The organism is Acinetobacter sp. WCHAc060033, from assembly GCF_004209125.1.
GTDB classification, from domain to species: Bacteria; Pseudomonadota; Gammaproteobacteria; order Pseudomonadales; family Moraxellaceae; genus Acinetobacter; species Acinetobacter wuhouensis.
This window is the reverse complement of sequence record NZ_SGSW01000053.1, coordinates 1-22,446: the sequence shown is the minus strand read 5'-3', so window position 1 is coordinate 22,446 and position 22,446 is coordinate 1. Positions and strand designations below refer to the sequence as shown.

13 protein-coding genes and 2 pseudogenes are annotated in these 22,446 nt (G+C 39.3%); 1 reads left to right on the top strand and 14 read right to left on the bottom strand.

All coding sequences use genetic code 11. The features are described from left to right. Nucleotides 1–73 precede the first annotated feature (73 nt). The 5 genes and pseudogenes from EXE10_RS17745 to EXE10_RS22175 all read right to left on the bottom strand — a co-directional run. A complete protein-coding gene (locus tag EXE10_RS17745) occupies nucleotides 74–679 on the bottom strand; it encodes an ankyrin repeat domain-containing protein (RefSeq protein WP_130114274.1) in 606 nt (201 codons plus the stop codon). A 112-nt stretch (nucleotides 680–791) separates the two neighbouring features. After that, nucleotides 792–947, bottom strand: coding sequence for a GH-E family nuclease (locus EXE10_RS21760; RefSeq protein ID WP_416346110.1), 156 nt, complete (start codon nucleotides 945–947; stop codon nucleotides 792–794). Between the two features lie 214 nt (nucleotides 948–1,161). Continuing rightward, a complete protein-coding gene (locus EXE10_RS17735) occupies nucleotides 1,162–1,806 on the bottom strand; it encodes a hypothetical protein (protein ID WP_130114273.1) in 645 nt (214 codons plus the stop codon). Nucleotides 1,807–2,067: 261 nt separating this feature from the next. Beyond that, nucleotides 2,068–2,589 (bottom strand): hypothetical protein, encoded by a 522-nt coding sequence (locus EXE10_RS17725; RefSeq protein ID WP_130114272.1) that lies wholly within the window; start codon nucleotides 2,587–2,589, stop codon nucleotides 2,068–2,070. Continuing rightward, nucleotides 2,579–5,710 (bottom strand): annotated as a pseudogene (locus EXE10_RS22175) (hemagglutinin repeat-containing protein); the annotation flags it as partial. The gene EXE10_RS17725 and the pseudogene EXE10_RS22175, both read right to left, overlap by 11 nt. A gap of 3,679 nt (nucleotides 5,711–9,389) precedes the next feature. On the opposite strand from EXE10_RS22175, the gene EXE10_RS22170 reads away from it, so the two are divergent. After that, nucleotides 9,390–9,479 (top strand): hypothetical protein, encoded by a 90-nt coding sequence (locus tag EXE10_RS22170; RefSeq protein WP_416346109.1) that lies wholly within the window; start codon nucleotides 9,390–9,392, stop codon nucleotides 9,477–9,479. Nucleotides 9,480–9,565: 86 nt separating this feature from the next. On the opposite strand, the pseudogene EXE10_RS22165 reads toward EXE10_RS22170, so the two are convergent. The 9 genes and pseudogenes from EXE10_RS22165 to EXE10_RS17680 form a co-directional block, all read right to left on the bottom strand. Further along, nucleotides 9,566–14,491, bottom strand: a pseudogene (locus EXE10_RS22165) (filamentous hemagglutinin N-terminal domain-containing protein); the annotation flags it as partial. A gap of 104 nt (nucleotides 14,492–14,595) precedes the next feature. Next, nucleotides 14,596–16,341 carry a ShlB/FhaC/HecB family hemolysin secretion/activation protein gene (locus EXE10_RS17715; RefSeq protein ID WP_130114275.1) on the bottom strand — a complete coding sequence of 582 codons (1,746 nt, stop codon included), beginning with the start codon at nucleotides 16,339–16,341 and terminating at the stop codon, nucleotides 14,596–14,598. 268 nt (nucleotides 16,342–16,609) lie between these two features. Beyond that, nucleotides 16,610–16,837 (bottom strand): helix-turn-helix transcriptional regulator, encoded by a 228-nt coding sequence (locus EXE10_RS17710; protein ID WP_087554042.1) that lies wholly within the window; start codon nucleotides 16,835–16,837, stop codon nucleotides 16,610–16,612. Nucleotides 16,838–16,933: 96 nt separating this feature from the next. Then, nucleotides 16,934–17,875, bottom strand: coding sequence for a hydrolase or metal-binding protein (locus tag EXE10_RS17705; RefSeq protein ID WP_130114270.1), 942 nt, complete (start codon nucleotides 17,873–17,875; stop codon nucleotides 16,934–16,936). 106 nt (nucleotides 17,876–17,981) lie between these two features. After that, on the bottom strand, nucleotides 17,982–19,031 hold the full coding sequence (locus tag EXE10_RS17700; RefSeq protein WP_130114269.1) for a YqaJ viral recombinase family protein: 1,050 nt from the start codon (nucleotides 19,029–19,031) through the stop codon (nucleotides 17,982–17,984). Nucleotides 19,032–19,152: 121 nt separating this feature from the next. Further along, complete coding sequence (locus tag EXE10_RS17695) at nucleotides 19,153–20,199, bottom strand: DUF932 domain-containing protein (RefSeq protein WP_130114268.1); 1,047 nt, start codon at nucleotides 20,197–20,199, stop codon at nucleotides 19,153–19,155. A 262-nt stretch (nucleotides 20,200–20,461) separates the two neighbouring features. Further along, a complete protein-coding gene (locus tag EXE10_RS17690) occupies nucleotides 20,462–21,073 on the bottom strand; it encodes a hypothetical protein (RefSeq protein ID WP_130114267.1) in 612 nt (203 codons plus the stop codon). A 55-nt stretch (nucleotides 21,074–21,128) separates the two neighbouring features. Beyond that, nucleotides 21,129–21,440 (bottom strand): hypothetical protein, encoded by a 312-nt coding sequence (locus EXE10_RS17685; RefSeq protein WP_130114266.1) that lies wholly within the window; start codon nucleotides 21,438–21,440, stop codon nucleotides 21,129–21,131. A gap of 4 nt (nucleotides 21,441–21,444) precedes the next feature. Beyond that, on the bottom strand, nucleotides 21,445–21,729 hold the full coding sequence (locus EXE10_RS17680) for a hypothetical protein (protein WP_130114265.1): 285 nt from the start codon (nucleotides 21,727–21,729) through the stop codon (nucleotides 21,445–21,447). Nucleotides 21,730–22,446 lie beyond the last annotated feature (717 nt).

The window sequence follows — 22,446 nt, the reverse complement described above, 5'->3', positions numbered from 1 at the left end:
AAGTTAAAAAGTTGAGATTCGCGTAACATTTCATATATCTATTCTGACAGTTATTCTAATAAACCTATTAATTTCATTTTTTCCCTAAATTTAAATAGCTAAAATCTTTAGGTACATAATCACTTGGTATATTTTCCTCTAACTTTTCTACCAATTTTTCTATCAACGATCTAACTTCTGATGATCCTCCCTTTAACATGAGGGATAATTTGGCACTATCTAGCAAAGACATACCATATGAATTCTTTTTATATGGTTCTGCCCCATATTGAATTAATAATTCAATAATAGGAATATCTTCTTTTAATGGTATCTGGCTAATCGTTTGTCTTATTGCGGTTGTGTCATCCTTATTCTCAATATTTGGATCTGCTCCTGCTTCTAACAATAATTTTACCGCATCATAATTATGCTCTCTTACAGCATAATGCAAAGGAGTCATTCCATAACAATCTTGAGCATTAACGGGTACGCCATGATCTAAATAAAACTGTATTGTTTCTTTAGGCGATGGATTTATTAAATTTGTCCTATGTAAATAATTCCAATGCTCTACTTCTGTAACTTGTCTTAGATCAAATTGTTGTTCAGCTACCATTTGCTTTAAAAAAGCAATATCACCCTCTCTGTTTGCTCTTACAATTTGTAAACCTATATCATCTTCATAAATATCTTTCATATTACTTATCTCTTTCTTTCAAAAATAGCTGCATATCATCTAGAATCTCTTTTAGCTCGCCACGACCAGGCTTTTCTCCCTTATGACTTAAATTCTCAGTTGCGTTCTCTATTTAAAACTTATCTGATCTTGAATTAACATAATCATTAAATTGTTTTTGTGTCATTCCTACTTTTTTAGCCGCTTCAGTTAAACGTCTATGCTCAGAACCATAAATATGACCATAGTGATGAGGTGGCTCTATCACTTGTCCAGTTTTCAAGTCAATTGCTTGACCATCTTCTGTAAAATGATATCTATCATTAATTTCACGTTTGGTCTCAGCTCTTAGCGATGGTCTTTTTAGGTCTGTTTCAACTTTATCTGGGTCACTTGTAAAACGCCCCTTCTCATCGTGAAATAAACCTTGCGCATCTTTTTTTGCCCCACCTATTTCAAACTCAGCCCCTGACTTAGATAACTCAACATCTTTTCCATCAATTTTAGTGGTATTTGATTTCCCTACAGCTGTTCCACCCCCCTAAAATAATGCTTGATGCAATACCGACACCTTCTTTAGTCCACTCAAGCTGGTCTACTAACAGTTTAGCATTTTCATTTCCTGACTGATTAATTAAGTTCTTATTATTCATTATACTTTCTACTGTTTTAGCATCAGTATTTAATAAATAAGCAGTCCCCTCTGTTTTTAAACGATCTGTTATCGCGGCAATCTCATCTCCAAAAATACGATCAACAACCTCTGCTTTTACTAAGTTTACAGGGCCTCCTAACACTAGGTTTAAAGCAAGCCCAACATGTTCAGGATTAATATTACTCGCTGTAATTCGTTGATCTACTTTTTGCTTGATTTGTCCCATTTTAGTAACAGCATCTATAACAATATTAGATGTCTTATCTATATCAAGCTGCTCTTGACCAAATTTAGCCTGTCCATCTTTAGCATTCGGTACAATAATTCCTATTCCATCGGAGGCTTGTACCTTAATCGTCTCTAAAATAAATGTTCGAATACCATTTTCATCAATAACCCCTGATTCAGATTGATTAACTAGGTTATTCGCTTGCTCTGGCGAAAGCCCCTGACTCATCAACGTAACAATGGTTTGATTTTTTATTGTATTCAAATCATTAACCGCTTTGATCCCCGCTAAAATATCGGGATCATTCTTTACTAAAATGGCATTTGGCTCATAGAATGATTCGTAAAGTGCTTTCTCATACAGTTTCAGTCATCTTGAATACTAAATTAGGAAATCCACCTTTACAGCTTGAAATCCTTATTCAAAATTGAGATTGGCGTTATTTTTATAAATCATATGCCAACTGGTTTGGCATTCCACCGTACAACGGTGGAACGAGGCAATAAGAAAACTATTTTAACTGTATCAGTAAGGGATGCTTAACGAAATATATCTAATTTCGCCCTTATTGTTATATGAAACAAATATTGTAAATGGAATATCTTTGATTTTCCATTTTTGACTTCGAACGATCCCTTCATCATCATCTTTTGTAAAAAAAGGTGATCCTAACGTATTTTCCAATTCGTCTTTCTTCATTAAAAAATCTAAGTTGAATGGTAATCCCTTTTTATATTGAGAAAACCCTTCAACACCATCATTATAAAAAAATATAGTTGTTAAATATATTTTTTCACCAGTTATAGGTTTATCTGCTTGGTTTAAATAAAATGACTCATCTGTAAATATAAAGCTTAATCCTTCTTCATACTTACTAATATAAAAATTATACTCATCCAATAAATCACCATCTTCATCATATAAGGGTAAATTAATATCTTCTTTGCTTTTTACAAAGAGATTATCAACAAAAAAATTGATTAACTTCTCATCAGTATTTACTTTACCCAGCAAAGATATTAAATGATCAATAAAATTATTTGTCATTCTTTTTTGCCTCCTCATCCAATATGTTTTTCAAAAATTTATCATAATCAGCATTATTTTTACAGCTCAATGCAGTACATGCTTCCTGTAACTTTGTAACATGCTCAGGTGCTAACTCTTTAGCATTTTCTATCATTGCCTTAGAATCTCTAATTTGAGCTGTTTGTAAATCATTTGCATCTTTTTCAATAAGTTCCTTATTATTTTTACCTGCATATGTTGGACCTGCGACATGCACCTCATTTGGTACAGTCACACTCATTCCTTCATTAATAATACGATTTTTCTCTGCTTGAGTTAAAGGCTCTCCCTTCAAGTCTTCAGCCCTTTTTAGTAATGCAGCTTTAGATGGTTGATGATCTCTAGCTACAGTTCCATCACCAGTGACTTTCTTCTGATTTCCATAATTATCAACCCATCCCACATCAAGAGATTGCTTTTGATTTATTTCAAACTCACTCTCTTTCCCTTTAGCAATTCCTTTACCTACTCCAATACCAATAATTCCTGCTGCGGCATCTATTAAATATCCTGCCCCTTGTTTATTTCTTGTTAATTGATCAGCAAAATCAATATCATCATCTAAACCTGATTGATAAACCTTCTCAACTTTACTTGGATTTGTCCAATCTCGTATCGTATCTGGACTTGTATTGTGAGCAGCAGCAGTTAATGTATCTGCTAAATAATCTTTACCTTGTGCAATATATTCACCAGCAACACTATCAACTGCTGCAGATTGGATTAATTGACCAGTTAATCTAATTGGGCCAGCTAATAATAATCCAATAGCAAGTTGAACAGTTTGCGGATCTACCCCTGTCGCTTCACTAATAGCTTTTAAATCATTTCCTAATTTAGCAACATTTTCCAATAAGGTCATGCCTAACCTATCTGTATATTTAACTTCTATTTCTAAATCTTGCCCTTTTGCTAAAACTACATTCTCAGAAACATCACTCACTTTTGTATTTAAAATTTGAGTTAGACTTAGTCCTTCATTTGCTAATATTTTAAGTTGATCATTAATTTTATTGAGATTATAAGTAGAATTAATAAATCCAGTATCACTAAATAATTTACTTATTTGCTCAGGTTCAACCCCTCGTTTTATTAACTCTGTGGCTACACTATTTCCGAGTTCACCAGCTTCTTTATATTCTGCAGGCAAATTATACAATTTAGCCTGAACATTATTAAGCGTCTGTAAAACCTTATCTTTGTATTCACCATCTGGTAATGCTTGTGCTAAGTTTTCTGCACTTTGGCGGAAGTTTTCAGGCAAATCCTTCTGCTCTTGAATAATCTGCTTACGCCCATCTTCCGTTAATAAGCGGTGATCAATCGTTACTGAACCATCAAGCATCCCCGTAGTCTGATCTCGGGTAATTTCTTGCGTATTGTTAATATCTCGATTGGTGCTATCCGTTGCATTTATAACAGTACCTTGACCCATTGTCGCTTTAGTTAACTGCTCTTTTTCATTCCCTGTACTTTGCAAGCCAACTGCTGTACTACCACTTGGGTGGAATGAACTCTCCTTACTCTCACCTTTGATCGATGTACCCACATTAGTCGATACATTGAAACCACGGTTGCTTTCTGAGCTATGATCTTGAATATCTTTAAGCTCAAGTGCTCCTGTATAGTTCAGCTTGCCATGATCTGTGAGTGTACCCTCTTGGTTTTTCGTTGCATTGGCAATCACACCACCAATATTACTCACCTTTTGCACGCCCATCGCATCAAGGTCTGCATCGTTTTGTGCATTGCCAATAAGCAATTTGCTGGTTTCATTCACCCAAGCTTTGTCATTTTGACCTTTGGCTTGGTTATAGCTTGCTGTGACATTACTCAAGCCACTTGAGCCAAAGCCAGCCCCCATTGAACCACCTTTACTCTTGCTCGTACCAGAGGCTGTATCTTGTAGACTTTCAACGTGTATTTCTTTTACTTGAAGATTACCACGATCTGCAATACTAACTTCACCACCTTGGATATTCAGTTTATTTATGGCACCTGTAACTTGGTTTAATTCGACTTGACTGTTTACATGCGTCAAACTTTCATCTTGTGATTTCGAAGTTTGTTTGCCTGCTGTTACACTTCCACCACCACCAGAGGTATAACTCACTGACTGGTTATTGGTTTTACTGTTACTTTCTTGCTGTCCATGTTCTGTACCAGCCGTTACATTGAAGTCTTTTGTACCATCAAATGTTGTTGTTCCCGTTGCTGTTAAACTGCTTCCTTGCAAGTTAACATCTTGATTTTCTGATTTGAGTGTCAAATTATTTAAATCTAACTGACTGCCTTGCCATTTGCCTTGTGTCGTATTGGTAGAAGTTGTCGTTTCTGTGCGTTCTCCATTAGCTCCAATGGTAAAACCATAGGTTGCTGAACTTGCTGCTGCAGAAGCTGCTGCCGCCCCTACAGCAATTTGTGCATTGGCAAGATTGGCTGTCGCCATTGCAACATTAGCTTTGGTATCGTCCAGTGCTTCTTTGGTGATTTTACCCGATGCATAATCACGCTGTGCCTGACTATATTGATCTTTGGCTTGTTTAACTGCCTCGGCTGCGTCTTTGACCGCACCTACTGCAAGTGCGGCATCCAAGTAAGCATTTCGCACGCCTACTTCTGCACTGATCGTTTCTTTATGTGTTTTATCCTCTACTGTCGTTTTATTTTCATAGCCACCAATATTGAGATCTCCACGACCATGATCAAGAACTGTATCACCTGTCGCTTTGATATTTTGGCCGAGTATATCTATACCTTCTGCACCTTGTATTTTAAGGTTTTCAGTCTGGATTGAGCCTGTCTTATGGGTAGTTTCTGTGGTTTTGCTACTTTGTGAAGCATCTTCTGAAATAAAGCCACCTAGACGGATATTATCTTTATTCAGCTTAACACCTAAGCCTTCTATGCTTTCTTTACTGTGTGATTGTGCTGTTATATTTTGTTCTTCAGCTGAGTCTAATGTTACTTTTTGACCCGAAATTACTGTATTTTTTGCAGATATTTCTGCACTGGTCAAGGTGGTTTGTCCTGATGATCCAACATAAACATTGTCTGCTGTTAGGTTGGTTCCTGTTTGCTTAATTTGTTCATCTCGTTGGCTCGATGTTTCACCAACGGTCAGTTTTGTATCAACATTTACGCCAGGGAACAGTGACTTAACGCCTGCCAAACCAACTTCTGCAACTTTTACAAGTTCTTTAAATACTCCTCGATAGCCACTCTGTTGTTCATCCCATTGCTGATCATGTGTTTCAACTGTACTGAGTTTTACATTTTCAGGCATTAACGAGCCATCAGCCGCTTTTAATGTGCCATCCGCTTGACGTTGCATCAATGTATTTCCAACATAAATGTTTTGTCCTGCTTTGACATCATTGGCTTGTAGTTCTATGTTTTTTCCAGCATTAATATCAACATTTTTTCCAGCCGTGAGCTGAGTTTGTGCAACCTCTTGGTTAATATAGCCCGTTTGTCGGTTGTTATAAGTTGCGAAGTTTTTCTTCTCTGAAGTTGAACTATGGCTGTTTTCATCAATTGCAGAATTTAATGTCACATTACCTTGCTGTGCATGGATTTGTATGTTTTCTTCTGCCTGTGCTTTCAAGTGTGTTGCTGTAATATCTCCTTGTTGTGTATCAAGGGTAATATTTCCGCCTGCTTTGAGTTGGTTGGCTATAGATTCACTTGTATTCCATTGCTCTTTTGTTTTTTCCGTTTTATTGCCAATCAAAGCTTTGGTTTTGATCGACAATCCTTGATCTACTGAGGTTCGGCTTTCTCCATTTTCAAGTGTTATGCCATTTTGGGCAACTAATGCTAGATCACCTGTTTTACTTTCTATATTTACCGCTTTACCTGAAATCTGGTTTGCGTTTAAGTTAACATTCCCTAAGCCTGTAATTAAACTTCCAATATCTCGCACTTCTTCACGCTTGTGGTAATTATCCGCATTATTCACACTTTGGTCGAGTTGACGATTTGTTACAGCGTTCAATGAGAGATGTCCAGCTGCTTGAAGGTCAGTATTGCCATTATTGTTTGAGATATCAGCCGCATCTAAACGGACATCACCACCTACTCGGATTGTCAGGGTTGTTGTTAGGTGTTCAGTATTTGTGCTATTTACATTTAATGGACTACCAACATATAAAGCCGCTTTTCGATCTATACCTTGTCGTATAAATGCATTTTCACCCTCAATATTTTGTGCGTCATATATTGTACTACGGTGATTAAAATCACCACCGATATCCAATATAGCAGACGTTTTTGCGCTAATCGTTCCACCAATATTATTTAAATCTTTTTGCGTCTTGAGTGCTAATTGATTACTTTCAATGCGTCCATTCAATTGGTTAATATTATTCGCACTAATGCTAACAACTTCTCGTCCTGCAATGGTCGCACTATTGAGTACATCGCCACTCATTTGAATATTGACTTTATTCGCACTAATTAAACTACCATCCCCTTTTAAATCACCAACACGCGCACGCACATACACCTGAGGTACTAAAGCTTTTGTCGTTGTACCATTCGCAAGTTTGATTGTTTTTTCTTCCAACCACACAATATCTGTAGTCAGTTGTGCAATTTGCGCATCAGTTAAGGCTATTCCTGGTCTCAGATTATAAAGTTTTGCAAATGTAAGCCCATTATTCATTAATGCCTGATATTGATCTTCATCCGAACCGTAACCTTCTAAAAAACGATAACCTGTTAATTGAGCAATTTGATCTTGAACCAAACGTTGCTCATAGTAGCCATCGCCAATTCGCTTTTGTTGCATCGCAGGATCGAGCCCAAGTGCGTTAAGCATATAGTCGGATGATAGCCAGTTTTTATAATTTGAGAATGCAGGATCCGTTTCTACAAAATATTTCGCCTGACTATTTGCTGTCGTAATATATAAGGCATTACTTGGTAAAGTAAGGTACTCTTGATTTACCGTCCTAATTTCTGTTTGAGTTTGATTATTTTGAACATATAAGTTTTGCGGATCCAATTGTAATTGCTGCGCATCATCCAACTGATTTGCATTACGCTGTTCAGCATCAATATTATTGATCGTTGAATTGTTAATCTTTAAGTCATTTGTTTTGTCTGATTTATAAGTATTGTTCGTATCAGCAGATATTTGCTCCCCTGAATCCGTCTTAATACTATTATTAGAAGCTTGCTGATTTCTGAGTGTAATACTTGTTTCTGAAACAGAGTCTAAATCTAAGTTTTCAGTAGACTTTTGTGTATCGGTAATCGATGCTTGTTTGTTCGTAATGGTCTTGTTTCCACCATGTTCTGATACATCTATGTCAGGATGAGTGGTAACCTCTGGAACTGAAAATGCTAGATTTTCAGTTTCACCAAACATTTTATGATTTGAATTGAAAGGACCAGTACTTCTTTTAACACGGTAATGTCTAATTTTCGTTGTATTCTTTGCGGTTACAAGTTGATAGCCTTCGACTTCAGTATGTTTAACATCCACCCCTTTGCTGTCAAATACCTGACCTGCAAGCATCTGACTTTGCTCATTACGAATATCTTGACTTTCAATACTTAAATTATTTCCCGCTAGGATTTGCCCTGTAACACTGTCATCAATTTGCTTTAGCTTAGTGACTTCCGTATATTTTGTTTCAATAGCATCCTGATAAGTTCCATCACTTGGAGTCTCAAAATCTAGTAAACTCCTGTCCCCCTTATGAATAATAATATCTTTAGCATCATAAACTTTGCCATTAATTTCATAGGTATGGATCTCTTTACGACTCACCTCATGCACAGAAGCGTTAAACCGCTCATTATTATTGAGTATGGAATTACTAACTAAAGTCATATTCCCTAAAGACTCAATCGTGGCGCTTCCATTATAAATTTTATTTGCACTACCTTGAGCTTTTAAATCTCCATCCAAACTCCCACCAACATTTAAATTCCCCGCACTAAAAATCCAAGCATTATCACGTGCATCTAATTTTACTTCCCCACCTGACTGGTTATTGAGCGTTCCAATGCCTAGATCCATATCCCCACGAGACGCAATCACTGCACCTGTGCCAGCAGTGTTAGATTTGTTGTCTAAAGTATTGGCTTGAATTGAAACTTGTGTACCATAAATACGCGCTCCATCATTCCACACTCGATTGGCTTGGATATGGGTGAGCTCACCGTTGATTAAACCTTGGTTATGCACCGTATCTTGCGCTGTCAAATGGGTTTCATTGGAGGAAATTGTTGCACCCGATTGGTTGTCGATATTTTGTGCATTTAGTTCTATTTTCTGACCAGCCGTCAGTTCAGACTGATTGATGAGGTTCTTTTCAGTGCTGAGTTTTAATGTACCATTGGCAGCAATTTGATCGTCTTTGGTGTGGGTATAGCTTTGTTTCAGGTCAATATCAATATTGCCTTCACTGATAATTTTCCCTTTGTTAATCAATTCATTGGCTTTGAGATTCAATTGGTTTTTAGCCAACAGCTCACCACCTGTATTGTTCACATTGAGGGTTTTATTCGATGTCCCTATATTTAAGGTATCTAAACTGCTGATCGAACCTGATTGGTTAGACAGTTGATTTTGAATATTCAATGTTGCATTTTCGCTAGCACGAATTGCTCCACTTTGGTTATCCAACTCTTGTGCATTGAGCTCAATATTTTTAGCATCAATTCCACCCAGAGTGGTGGCATCTTTGGTCTGGCTATTGATCAGCTGTGTGGTATTGGCAGTCAGTTTTTCCCCTGCAACCAAATGACTGCCTACACCACTATTATTGATCGTATCCGTATTGAGATTAAGATTTTTCTGTGCTTGGATTTGTCCTGCCAAGTTATCTATACGACCGCCTAAAGCCTGTTGCTGAATGCTCAAATCTGCTTGGCTATTGATTTGACCTTTGTTGTTATTCAAATTTTGTGCAGTGATGTTGGTTGAGCCAACTGCTGCGATATAGCCACTGATATTATCCAGCTGTGAAACATTTGCAATTTCAAGGCTTCCTTGACTCAGAATGCCTGCTTGATCACCTGAGTTATTGTTCAGCAAAGCATGATTTTGAGTATCGACTTTAACGGATTGTTCACCTTGAATTAAACCTGCTTGGTTGTCCAATGTTCCTGTTTTCAAATCGACAACTTTGGCAATGATTTTACCGTTTTGGTTGCTCAGTTGTTGTTGCTGGGTGTCAATCTTTAATTGTTTTTGTGAAGCAATTTGCCCTGCATTATTGATTAAACTTTGTGTATTTAAGTTAGCATTTTGTCCTGCATAAATATCACCTTGTTGGTTAATCAATTGTCCTTGGGTATTGAGTGTTAAATCTGCTTTTTCAGAGCGTAGGCTACCTTCTGTATTGTCTAAGTTTTGACTTTGCAGAGTGAGGTTTTGTCCTGCAACGATGACACCTTTTTGGTTTTGAACATCACCTTGAACTGTAACATTGGCTAAACCTTCCGAATACACTTGTCCTTGTTGGTTATTCAGTTGCCCTGCTTTTAAATCAAGCTGATTTTTTGCGTAAATCGTGCCTTGTTGGTTGTTCAGCGTGGTTGCATTGATATTGGCATGGGTGCCTGCAAATATTTCACCTGATTGGTTATCCAAGGTTTGCTTTACATTTAAATCGAGTTGATTTTGTTCCGAACGTATTTTGCCCGCATTGTTGTTTAAACTGTTGGCTTGAATCTGTACTTGTTGGTTGGCCGCAATCGTACCTGACTGGTTATTAAGACGATCTGCAACATTGAGGTTGAGTTGATCTTTGGCGTAAATCGTACCTGTATTATTATCAATCTGCTGTGTGGTTGCTTTGAGTGATAACCCTGCAATCACTTTCCCGTTTTGGTTATTGAGCAACTTATTTGCAGTCAGTTCAATCGCTTTTTCTGCTGAAATTTCACCTGCCAAATTGCTTAATTCATTTTGTACATTGAGCTTTAATTGGTCTTGTTGCGAACGGATTTGTCCCGCATCATTCATCACTGAACCAGCTTTTAGGTCAACCAATTGTTCTGCAGCCACCACACCTTTGCGATTGTTCAGCTCACCAGTAGCATTCAGTTGTAATTGTTCTGCTGCATAGATCACACCTTCGCTGTTGTCTATGCTATTAACTTGAACTGTGGCATTGGCACCTGATTGTAATTTGCCTTTTTGCGAATGAACATTTTGCGCGTTCAGTGTTAAATCTTTGTCTGCTGAAATTAAGCCTGTGTTATTGCTAATGTCCTGCGTCACATTCAGTACGGTATCAGCATTTTCTGAACGGATTTGTCCTGCATCATTCAACAATTGTTGTGCATTTAAATTCAGGTTTTGCTCTGCGGCAATCGTTCCTGCACTGTTGTCTGCTGTACCCGATACAGTCACATCGAGTTGTTTTTTAGAATAAATCGTACCTGCTTGGTTATTCAATTGGGCTACATTGATTTGACTCTCTGTACCTGAAACCAATTGTCCATTTTTATTTTCTAGATGTGGACTTTGGATATTCAATGCTTGTGCAGATTGAATACGGCCAGACTGATTATTGATGCTTTGTGTGAGGTTTAAATGAACATCACTTTGTTCAGATTGGATTTGTCCATTTTGGTTGTTTAGATTTTGCCCTTTGATACTCAATGCTTGTTGTGATGCGATTAAGCCTTGTTGGTTGCGAACATCTTGTGTGGCCTGAAGATCTAATTTTCCATCAGCATACACTGTACCTTGATCATTGTTCAGTTCACTGACTTGTAAATTGGCATCACGTCCAGCAATGATTTTGCCTGACTGGTTGTCGAGTTTTTGGCTCGTGATCTTCAGGTCTTTGTCCGCTAGGGTTTGAATCACGCCTTGTTGATTGTTTAAATCAGCAGTGTTGAGTGTGGCTTGACCTGCGGCACTGATCACGCCCGAGGTATTATCCAAGGCTTGCGCAACATTGACATTCAACTGTCCATTGGCATCACTTTGGATCAATTGTCCTTGTTTATGGCTGAGAGTCGTTGCATTGAGGTTAATATTTTCTGCAGCAGTCGTGGCATTGTCTAAATGAGCTGTACCCAATTCAAGTTGTAAATTCTGATTACTTTGAATTTTGCCTTGTTGCCCTTGTAGGTTTTGTGCAGTGATTTTAAGTTGTTGATCACCTGCATGGAGAATCTCACCTGCGACTGAACTTAAGTTTGCAGTTTTAATCTCAGTATTATTGGCATTACTGATGATCTTACCCGCATTGTTATCAATACGATTTGCCACATTCAGGATAAAATCATTTTGTCCTGTATGTTGAATCAGACCTTGGTCATTATTCAGTTGTGCCGTGTCAATATTGACTTGCACTGCACTGTATTGACCTTGTTGGTTATTGATACTTTGTTTGCCGATTAGATCCAGTTGTTGATCTGCAATGATTTTAGCATTCGACGTATTGAGTTCTTGCGTATTAATCTTAATATTTTTTGCTTGTGTAGCACTTTGACTGAGATCAGCATTTTGTGTTGCATGAATAGCAACCGATTCACCTGACAAAACGGTACCCGCGATTTGCGCTTGTTGTGCATCAATATTTAATGTCGCGTCACTTTGACTGAGTTTGCCTTCTGAATCTAAACCTGCTGCCCAAATTGCATTTTTTTTGCTCGTGATATTGTCTGACTGTACTTTGATTTTATTCAGTGCTGCCAATTGACCATCTTGCTGTAGCTGTTTCACCGTTAAATCAGCAGTATCTCCTGCATAGATTTGTCCTGTGCTATTCAGCTGTTGTGCGGTGATGCTAAGATTTTTGCTAGCCGTGAAATTTCCTGCGCTATCTTGCGCACGACCATTATCAATCTGGTCAACTTTTAGGGCTAAATCACCCGTTTTGGCTTGAATGGAGCCTTGTTGGTTATTTAATGTTTGCCCAGTGAGCTGTACATTTTGCGCTGAAATTTCACCTTTATTATTGTTCAGTGCTTTGATATTTAGCTGAGCATCAGCATTGACCGAGCCAATGACGCCCTCAGTATTGTTGGTCTGCTCTGAACCCAGTGTCAAGCTATCAGTCGCTAGAATTTGTCCTTTGCTGTTATCAATTTGCGCCGATGTCACATTGAGTGCTTTGGCACTTTGTAAGCGACCTTCATTGTTTTTAAGTTGTTGTGCATTTAAATCAAAGCTTTCAGTCGCATCAATCAAGCCTTTTTGGTTATCGGCATTTTGTGCAGTGATATTAATCACTTTAGCGGTCAGTTTACCTGCTTGGTTTTCAAAGTTTTGCCCATTGAACTGTAGTTCAGGGAGCTGTATCTCACCCCCATTGTTTTTAATGCTGTCCTGTACCTTTAAGTTAATGTCGGCATTATTAACAAGTTGACCTGCAATGTTTTGGATATTTTGCGCAATCTGAATATTGCCTGCTGCAAAAGTTTTTGGGGCTGATGATTCTGTAGGAGCAACTGTAACTGTACTGGCATCTTGTGCTGAAGAGTTTTGTTCAGGATCTGTCACCGTTGGCGTGGTGGTTCCACCTGTGCTTGAGCCTGTTCCTGCACTATTTTCTTGCGTCGCTTGTCCAATCAAGCCCTGTGTATTATCTAAGTTTTTCGCGGTAATATTAAGTTGCTGTTGTCCTGTTTGTTCAATTTTACCCGTGTTATTACTTAAGCTTTGTGCCGTTAAATCAAGGCGTCCTGCATTGATCACCCCATTATTGTTATTGATGTTGCCATGAGCATTCAGTTTAAGTTCATCGCTGGTGGCAATTAAACCACTATTTTGAATATCCGTTGCATCGACTTGTATTTTGCTTTGGGTACTACTGATGTTACCGCTGTTCTGAACGTTTTGAGCTTGAATAGCAATTTGATCTTTATTGGCAATGATATTGCCCGTATTGACCAAGTCACCATTGGCATTCAAAGTCATTTGAGCTGCTGTAGTATTGATTGAACCTGCATTACGCACACCGAGTCCATTTTCTGTCCCAATCAGGTAAATCTTACCTGCATACATCCCACCCAATTGCCCAACATCTAATGCATAACTCGGTTGAGGGGCTGTTTGAATTGTTGCTGTCCCACTGGTCGTTGCTTTGGTAATTTGAGGTGCGGATGGGTCTTGAAGATTAATATCATTTTGACCCAATATGGTTTTTAACTCATTGGCATATAGTCCAGCATTGATGTTTAAAGCACGTGCATAGATATCGGTATATGGCGTCATGCTACCATTTAAGCCCTTACCTTCAATGGTCACTTGCCCTTCACGTACACGGAATGATTCAAGATAACCTTGATTCATTACTGCCTGACCTGTGGTCAGCGTGAAGCGATCCGCATTAATGACACCACATCCATCACAGACTAAACCCGATGGGTTGGCAATCACGACCTGAGCTTGTTTGCCTGCAACTTCCAAATAACCTTTGAGTTGACTTGGGTTACTACTGTTGACTTCATTGAGAATAACCTTTGCTTCGCCTTTGGCAAGCCACGGGTTACCTTGTACCCATCCACCGATTTGTGTCTGTACATTATTACGTGAGTTGTTAAGAACTGCACCTTCTTGTCCAACGTCAAATTGGGTATAAGTATTACGTGATACACCGCCTGCGCTTGGTGTTTGGATATTAACTTGAGTCAAGCCATTACTGGTATTGAGTATGGTCGCTTGTTGTGAGTTGGGTGCTGATTTATCTGCGACAATCTGACTGCCTGCAATGCTTGCCATCGGCAAGGTATAGATCGCTGCACCGAGTAAGCTAATCACAGCAAAGTTGATTGGATTGAGTCTTTTATAAGTATTCAACGTCAATGATGCTGTTGGTTCTGAATCGCCATCACCTGCAAGTATGGTTTGTCCTGCTGCTTTGGTTTTACTTTTTACAATTTCAGCAACTGCGATAAACATACCACGAGCTTGGCTAAATATAATGCGATAGCGATTCTTATTCATAATGATCGACCTTAATTTTTAAATATTTTAAATACTGGGTAATGTGATAAATATTGAGATTAATACATCCAATTCAGACTAAAACCTGATGTCAGGTTGTCTGTTTTATAGTGATCTGGTTTCTTCAGCGGTGTTCCAACAAAGACGTCATAGCTGACCGATTTCAACACTTGACCTCTTAATCCTGCAACTGCACCCATTAAACTGGTGCCTAGAAGTGGATTTGGTTCATGTGCAGTTTTTCCACCGACTTCGCCATAATCAATTCCGCTGTACCACTGCATTGGGAGTTTGGCGATAGAACCACTGATTTCATTACGAACTAAGAAACCATTATCTGCCATCAAGGTTTGTTCACCATCAAAACCGCGCACGGTATAACGGTTACCTATTGAGAAGCGATCTTGTGGGGTGAGTGGTTTTTTACTGTATTGGCTGCGCCATTCTGCAAGATATTGTAAATTTTGTTGTCCTACTTTAAATGGAACTTGCAGGCTGGCATTGGCTTGTAATATACCCACATGGGTAAAAGCTTCACCATATTCTTCTTCAGGTGCATACATAGCATTGAACGCGCCTGTTCCACGTTTATAGGTGAAATTTCCTGTCAATGTAGCATTGGATAGATATTCTGTATGGTCTAAGCTGGCTTTCCAGCCTGCTGTTTTTCGTCGTTGAACTTCAACTTCGGTATCATTGATGAAATTCTGGGATTCACGATACCATCCACCCACAGTTGCTGTGGTCTTACGTTTCGCATCACGATACAGTACACGAGATAAATCTGCACCGATTAACTTACTTTCACCGCTGTATAAGTAGTTTTCACTGGCACCCGCGACAGTCTGATTATAATTCGATTTACTATAACTGCTGCTCAATAACCAATAGCCCATTGGAATGGTATAACTCAGGTAATATCCATCTGTACCACGTTTACCATCATCACCACCGCCTAAATCATGGTTATAACTTCCGTAGAAAAGGTCATTGGCAGTGAGTAAGTTATCGAGTGATAGCGTAGCTGTCCCTTGATATTTGCCTGTTGAATCTGAACCTGCATCATCAACACCTAAATGAATTCGATAAGGCTTAGATTGCTGCCATGCCAATTCTAAATCGCTGTAGCCTGGTTCATTATGTTGTTCCGCTGGTTTGATTTTAAAATCAGCTTCTACTGTCGGGACACGTTTAAAGTTTTCTAAGCCTTGTTCAATATCACGGATATTCAGTATGTCACCTGTTTTGACAGGCAGCGCATTGAATTTATGTGCACGTTTTGAAGTATTTGGTGCAAATTTGATTTGATCAACTTTACCTGCGATCACTTGTAAATGAATCACACCAGAAGCAATGTTTTGTTGTGGTAGCAAAATTCGTGTGGTGACATAACCATGGCTAATAATGCTGTTTTGAATAAGATCTAATGCCTGATTCAATCCTTGAACCCCAATGCATCGACCAATAACATTGTATTCGCCTTGAGTCACTGGACGCATGGCAAAGGTGAAATCTCGGGCATTATCACCCTGCAAAACAAATTTTTTAATCTCAAAACACACATCTTCACTGTATGATTTTAAATATTGTAGTTGTGGTTGTGCCTGTAAGCTTTGAGCTAACCCTGTTTGTACATTGGGTGTCGGTTGTAATTGCTTTTGGAGTGCTTCATCTCGTTGTTGTTGACGTATTGTTGCATCCGTTTCAAACTCTGGACGAGGTTGTGGTTCTGCTGCTTTAACTGTTGTACCCAAGATTGCTAAAAATATAGCTAAACTGACCTTATTATGTCTTAAATTTCGCATGATGTTAGTAATTGTGATTGATTCCACATTTAATTGTTTCAAATTTATTAAATTTTGTAAATAGCATAAAACATGAACAATACTCTTTTTTAAATGATAACTTATGATTGAACTTTAAAATAATCGGTAAAATATCAAAACTCAAATGCTTGCTAGATTTGGTTAGATTTTTATTCGACATAGCCCATTGTTTTTTATTTAGAATATTTAGACTGAAAGTTAACTGTATCTATTAAAACAAAAAATAAGGGAGTTAAAACTCCCATTTTTATCGGCTTGCCAACTTACTCTCAATCCATTGATGGATTTCATAAGCTGGCCAACCGATGCGATTTTGCGTGATTTTTACTTTCTTTGGAAAGGTTGGATCATAGTAAGGAGAATATTCATCCATCATTTCATAAATAGTTGAACGTCCCACTCCTATAAATAAAGCAACTTGTTTAATATTAATAATCTGATTCATCTGAAAAGTTTGACCTGTGAACGCATTCATGATGTTGACTCCTAATCATTGGTGCGAGCGGTGATTCGCTCAGATAATAGGGCAGTCCAATAAAATTTTACTGAGTCCAATCTCATCCACTCCGATCTAATTCACAGCGCGTACATTCTGCTGTAAGCCTTTTTGAATCTCCTGCACAAAACCCTCACGCTGATTCGACTTAGACTTGATTTCGGCTCTAGTTTTCGTTTCAGGCTGAGCGTATTCAATGTCAGTCTCTTGGTTTTCCTCTGCGTAAAACTCCTCCACCAAATCCAATCCCTCCTCACCATTCACCTCAAACCGTGCATTGCTATAACCTTGCCATGCTGTTTGATCTAAAGCAGCTTGATTAAAACCTAGAGCTTTACTTTGCTGATCTATCTCTTGAGCAGTTTGAATTGCATCTTGTAGATTGGTTCCATCACGTAAAGTTAAATCCACGTAATACACAGGTGTTCGATAACTTTGTGTAGTGGACTTACCTCTCAAAGTCAGTTGCAGTGGCAAACATGAAAGTAAGCCATTCGATGCTGCATGGTAGTAACTCAACCGTGCTGTCAAAGTCCGAATACTGTTGAAACCTGTGGTTCTAAAGATGAATGTTCCAAGTTCATCCGATTCATCTAAATTGACATGCAACCGTCCATAAGGCTTACAGTTGCCTCCTTTTGCCAATGGACATAGGTCAGGTGATGGACATAGATGTTGTTCTACACCTTGATTGGTCAGTCGTTGGCAGGTCTCACCATTGCCAACGCACACGGGGCGTCCAGTTTGTCGATCAAACAGACTATATTCAGCTCTAAGGTTTAATTCAGGATTATTGAAAATCATCCGTACAGGAATGGTTCGGAGTTTTTGGTTGAGAGCTTTGGTACGAAGTTGTTCATCCATTGGATGCTTAATCCATCCGTCTTTGCTTTGAATTTGACTGGTAATGGTGAATTGGTCATCCTTTTCAGGGACTCGCTTTCCATTCTTTTCAACAATTTTTCCGATACTAATGCGTCCGAGTGTCGGTGGTGTAATGGCTAAACCTTTAATCATGGTGGTTTCCTCTGTTCACGTTTGAATTAAAATAAAGTTAGCATAAAAAAATCCCATGCACTGAGGCATGGGATTTGGAGTATCGAGCTTGGATATTTTGCTTAGGCTAATCGGTATAAATATTGAAACGCCGTGAGCCTTGTTTATTGTGTGGAAATTGGCTGAGGTATTCAGGATGCTGTTTCAGTAGTGCCTTACTATCTAAGCTAATCGAGTCTTTAGACTTTTTCCACGTCACTGAACCTGTTGTAAATACCGCACGTTCAGCATCTTGCATCTTGGCTTGCAGTTGATGTTTAAAGAGATCGAATTGTTCCTGATATTTCTCGATTTGGTTGCGCGCTTGAATCAATTGCTCAAACTGTTGATTGGCTTGTTCGTCTTCAGATAAATCTGTGGTACTGAGTGGCACATGTTCGGGATAAAGCAGTTGCAAAGCTTTGGCTGCCGATTCACTGGCATCTGCTTCAGGTGGCGTATCATTTTCAACGCATTCCCAGAAGTAACGTTCCGCATTCACGATATGTTGGATCACCGATTCAGAGCGGGTCACTTTAAAAATGCGGGTTTCATGCCCACAAATCAGCACGCAGATATGCGCTGCTTGTTTGCCTGTCACCGCCAATTGATGCTGTACCTGACACAGCACGTATAAAGGTACACCCTCTCGCCATAGTTTTGCACCGTATTCCCCTGCGGTTTTACATTCGAGAATTTGTACATCGGCATCACCCACCACGGAATAATCCAAGTTGGCTAACATGAAATATTTATCCGCTTCAGGATGTTGTAATACTGCATTCACCCTGCGGACTTTGTAGTTGGTGTGCATACTGTAGTATTCAGCGACTAAGGGTTCGAGTTGTTTACCCCAATATAAAGGTGCATGTCCTTCACTTTCATCTTCAATGTTTTGTTGGATGCGTCCTGTCTTGATCACCCACAGTTCTAACATCGACATATACGGATTCAGTCCACAGGCTGCGGCGCAATCACTACTACCTATACCTTGCCGACGTACTTCTAGCCATTCCGATTGGCTGAGTTTTTTGGTATCCACAAAGCGTTTAGCGGTCAACAATTTGGGACGATTGGTATGAATATTGACCATTGGATTCGATGTTACATTGAGAGGCGTGTTTAGTGCTGTATTCATGATGATTTCCTATTTTGTAAATTGCGGGCATAAAAAAGCCACATCCGAAGATGTGGCTGTGAGGTATCTAAAGTTATATTGGTTAATGGGTTGTTGAATTGGTTAGCTTAAGCATTTGAGCTCAGGTAATCATCCTTAAAGCCTGTTCTAAGCCACGTTGCTTGAGGCCTGCTCCTGCACCAAACCAAGCTGAATCAAGTCGATGATCCTGACTCATGGCTCGACGTTCATGGTCAGAAAATTCGGTGATCGAGCACAATAAGCCATAAGCGGTGTCTTTGGCTGAACTGAGTTCCGCCCCTCGCCCATGTCCGTTAAACATGGTCATGACTTTGGACATAGCACGTCCATTCGGTTCAGTTTTGGTTTGGTCAATTTTAGTTGCTTCAGCTTGATTCGCCACATTGCGATAGAACTGAATAATGCTGTCATCCTGTTCAGTAATACTCAGACTGGTGTTGTTAAATACGGCATCAAAGTAAGCAGCTGCTTCCTGTTGGGTGACTTTACGTTGACTGAGTTGTTTCATTTCATACATGTGTTCATCCCATGCATGGATAGATATACCCAATTGTTGCTTGACCTTCTCAGCATCAAACTTGGTACTGTGTGGCACTTTGACCACGCCTGCACTGCTGTTCTGTCCTTTGAGGGCAATGGCTAAGGTGTTATTACACACCACACGAATACTGGTGAATTGTGCTGTAGTCGCTAAAGTGCCATCACAAGCCGTGGCTAAGAGAATATAACCATTGCTGACATCTTTCCCCTTAAGCGATGTTGTTTGTCCTGTTCGTGCCAATGCCCAGAATTTCTTCCCACCTTTAAGTACTCCTGCGGTTTCCAGTTCAAAGCCTGATTGTTCAGTCAGGTCTTTATAGAAATTCAGGATTTCCATGGGTTGGACTTCCTGATAACGCTGACTGACCACGGAGAGTGGTGCATGCGTATCTGAGCGGTATAACACCCGTTGTTCTTCATAGGGCATGATGATGCTTTGCCCTCGTTCATTCTGCGCCATATAGCTAACATTGGAAGATTCAATGCGCCACTCCATGCCTGCCTGCTGTGCCCAAACTTCAATCGGTTGGTTCTGCGTGAGTTGGTTGCCTAAGCCATGCCAAGGGGTTTCCCCTACATAGGCCATTTGTTCAAGTTGATGTGCCATGAGTTTTATCCTTATAAACAAAAAGGCTGCTGAACCCCATCCCTTGATTAGAATGAAGTCCAGCAGCCTGATTAAGATTTGTCTTGTGAATATTCTTATTAAGCCCTGTGTAATAGACTCAATAAACGCATTCTGTATATTGATTCATCTTTATGTTATATAACTGAAATTTCTTTCAATCCGCTCAAAGTTCTCAACGACTCAACTGTATAAAGCATAGTACAAGTGTTTGATAGATATTAAAATAAATACTCTATTAGGCCTACTGAGCTGTCATCACAATTTCACGCCCATCTTTGAGTACCGCAACCACCTCTCGGACATTCCGTGGATCACAATTTAAAAAGAAACGCATGGATTTCCCATACAAAATAGGATTGGCACCATCACGATAATCCGCTCTACAGTTACCCCGATTCACCACCACTCGATCTAGTGTAATACTATCGGACAATGAGATTAAATGTAGATAGGCTGTTTCAACCTCATGCTTTCCACCAAAGACCTGATTCTTGATTTCAATACGATATTGCATTGAAGCATCGCCTTGGTCGGATGGTGTTTGTTGTGCGTCCTTCTCTGCTTCCTGTCTATTCAGGGTTTCCCATTCATCCCAGCCTTTGGCAATAAATTCGCGGATCTCTTCAACAGGCGTCACTTCCAAATTACTGAGATAATAACCTGCTGTAGCTGCTGTTTCTTCACTGGGCGATTTTTCTAGGGACTCTAAATCCTGTAATTCTTTCTCGGTCAGTTTGTCTGTTTGAACCTTTGTTTTGACCGCTTCGGTTTGAACTGCGGTATTCTGCGCTTGCGCTGCTTCTGGTTGCTTTTCACAACCGACTGTGAACATAACTATGGTTGCCAACATCATGATCTTTTTTCATTTTATCTCTTCCCCCTATTCCCCATATGCTTAAGCATTCACATCAAGGCGCTGGTCTATCCATGCACTGTTGGTAATATTTGTCTTTGAAGACTTGTTTGGTTTTTTCGAAAGTCGCTGTACCACCTCGACCATATTCAAAGGCATCATGAACGATCGGTCTGAGTTGTTCTCTCAGCTCATCGTTATCGCCTGCGAGCATATAAGTCGCTTCGGCAAAGCCACCATAGGTCAAGCGAGCCTGCATCACAGTTTCAGCCACATTGGCTTCTTCCTGACAAGCTTTCTCTTGTTTGGAAGTACAGCCTGTAAACAAAGCAACAGCAATGATGAAAAGTAATTTTTTATTTTGCATGTTCCTACCCTCTGCATTTACCCACGGTATAGCCTCTGGCAAAGTCCAGACGTCGTCTGTCTTCATCATTGGTGATCGGCACTGTAAAGAATGGCTTGCCGTATTGTTCACGAATGCTGTCATAGCGACAGGCGCAGGTTTCTTCACTTTCAACTGCGGTTTTAATGGCAGCATTTGGATACATACATTGTTCGATATAGGCTTTACGGTCTTTGCTATCCATAGATGAACAGGCAGATAAAATAGGTAAAAGAAATACAGCAAGCATGCTGAATGTTTGAATTTTCATAAAGCTCCCCTCTAGTATTGTTCTGTATTGAAATCAAAATTTAAGACACAAAGACGCATGTTCCCGAGTCAGGAAGATATGCGGATATGAATAAAATGAGACGAATAAATCCCTTCAACTGCTGGGTGAAGAGTCAGCTGTTTGAAATTGAATTCAGTACAGTAAGGGGATGTTTTGAATGACCATGATGGACTCCTATATGCATAAGAAGTTCTACCGAATCACTGTCAATTGATTATGGTGGCAGAACGAAAAGGGGTTGACAGACTGGGCATATAGAGCCAGCACGCGCGAACGCGTCCCCCTCCCGTTCTACCGCAAAGGGGGACGAGAAGGTTTCGCACAAGACTTATACTCAGGAAGAATATAAGTACCTGATACGCTATACGCTTGGTCTGTCAAAACCAACTGACAATGTAGGTCAGCATGCTAAGAATAATGCTGAGGGGGATTGAAGTCAATTCAGATGGTTATGAATACAGTGCATTTTGTATGTCTATATTTATTAATTACTTAGAAAACTGTGTAACTTTACTTCTAAACTTAAGCATTACTTAGAAAAATTACCGATCAACGATTAAATAATGGCTCCATTTAACAAATGGTGTTATACGAAGTACACATTGATATTAATTTAAATATCAACAACTTAAAAATTAAACCAAGTTAAAAAAGCACAAAATGCTGATTTTAAAACAAGTCGGCGTTTTATTAAGC

Bases quoted from the DNA above. Each gene is read 5' to 3' on its own strand.
- EXE10_RS17745 (WP_130114274.1), bottom strand. From the start codon at position 679: ATGAAAGATATTTATGAAGATGATATAGGTTTACAAATTGTAAGAGCA.
- EXE10_RS17725 (WP_130114272.1), bottom strand. From the start codon at position 2,589: ATGACAAATAATTTTATTGATCATTTAATATCTTTGCTGGGTAAAGTA.
- EXE10_RS17715 (WP_130114275.1), bottom strand. From the start codon at position 16,341: ATGCGAAATTTAAGACATAATAAGGTCAGTTTAGCTATATTTTTAGCA.
- EXE10_RS17710 (WP_087554042.1), bottom strand. From the start codon at position 16,837: ATGAATGCGTTCACAGGTCAAACTTTTCAGATGAATCAGATTATTAAT.
- EXE10_RS17705 (WP_130114270.1), bottom strand. From the start codon at position 17,875: ATGATTAAAGGTTTAGCCATTACACCACCGACACTCGGACGCATTAGT.
- EXE10_RS17700 (WP_130114269.1), bottom strand. From the start codon at position 19,031: ATGAATACAGCACTAAACACGCCTCTCAATGTAACATCGAATCCAATG.
- EXE10_RS17695 (WP_130114268.1), bottom strand. From the start codon at position 20,199: ATGGCACATCAACTTGAACAAATGGCCTATGTAGGGGAAACCCCTTGG.
- EXE10_RS17690 (WP_130114267.1), bottom strand. From the start codon at position 21,073: ATGATGTTGGCAACCATAGTTATGTTCACAGTCGGTTGTGAAAAGCAA.
- EXE10_RS17685 (WP_130114266.1), bottom strand. From the start codon at position 21,440: ATGCAAAATAAAAAATTACTTTTCATCATTGCTGTTGCTTTGTTTACA.
- EXE10_RS17680 (WP_130114265.1), bottom strand. From the start codon at position 21,729: ATGAAAATTCAAACATTCAGCATGCTTGCTGTATTTCTTTTACCTATT.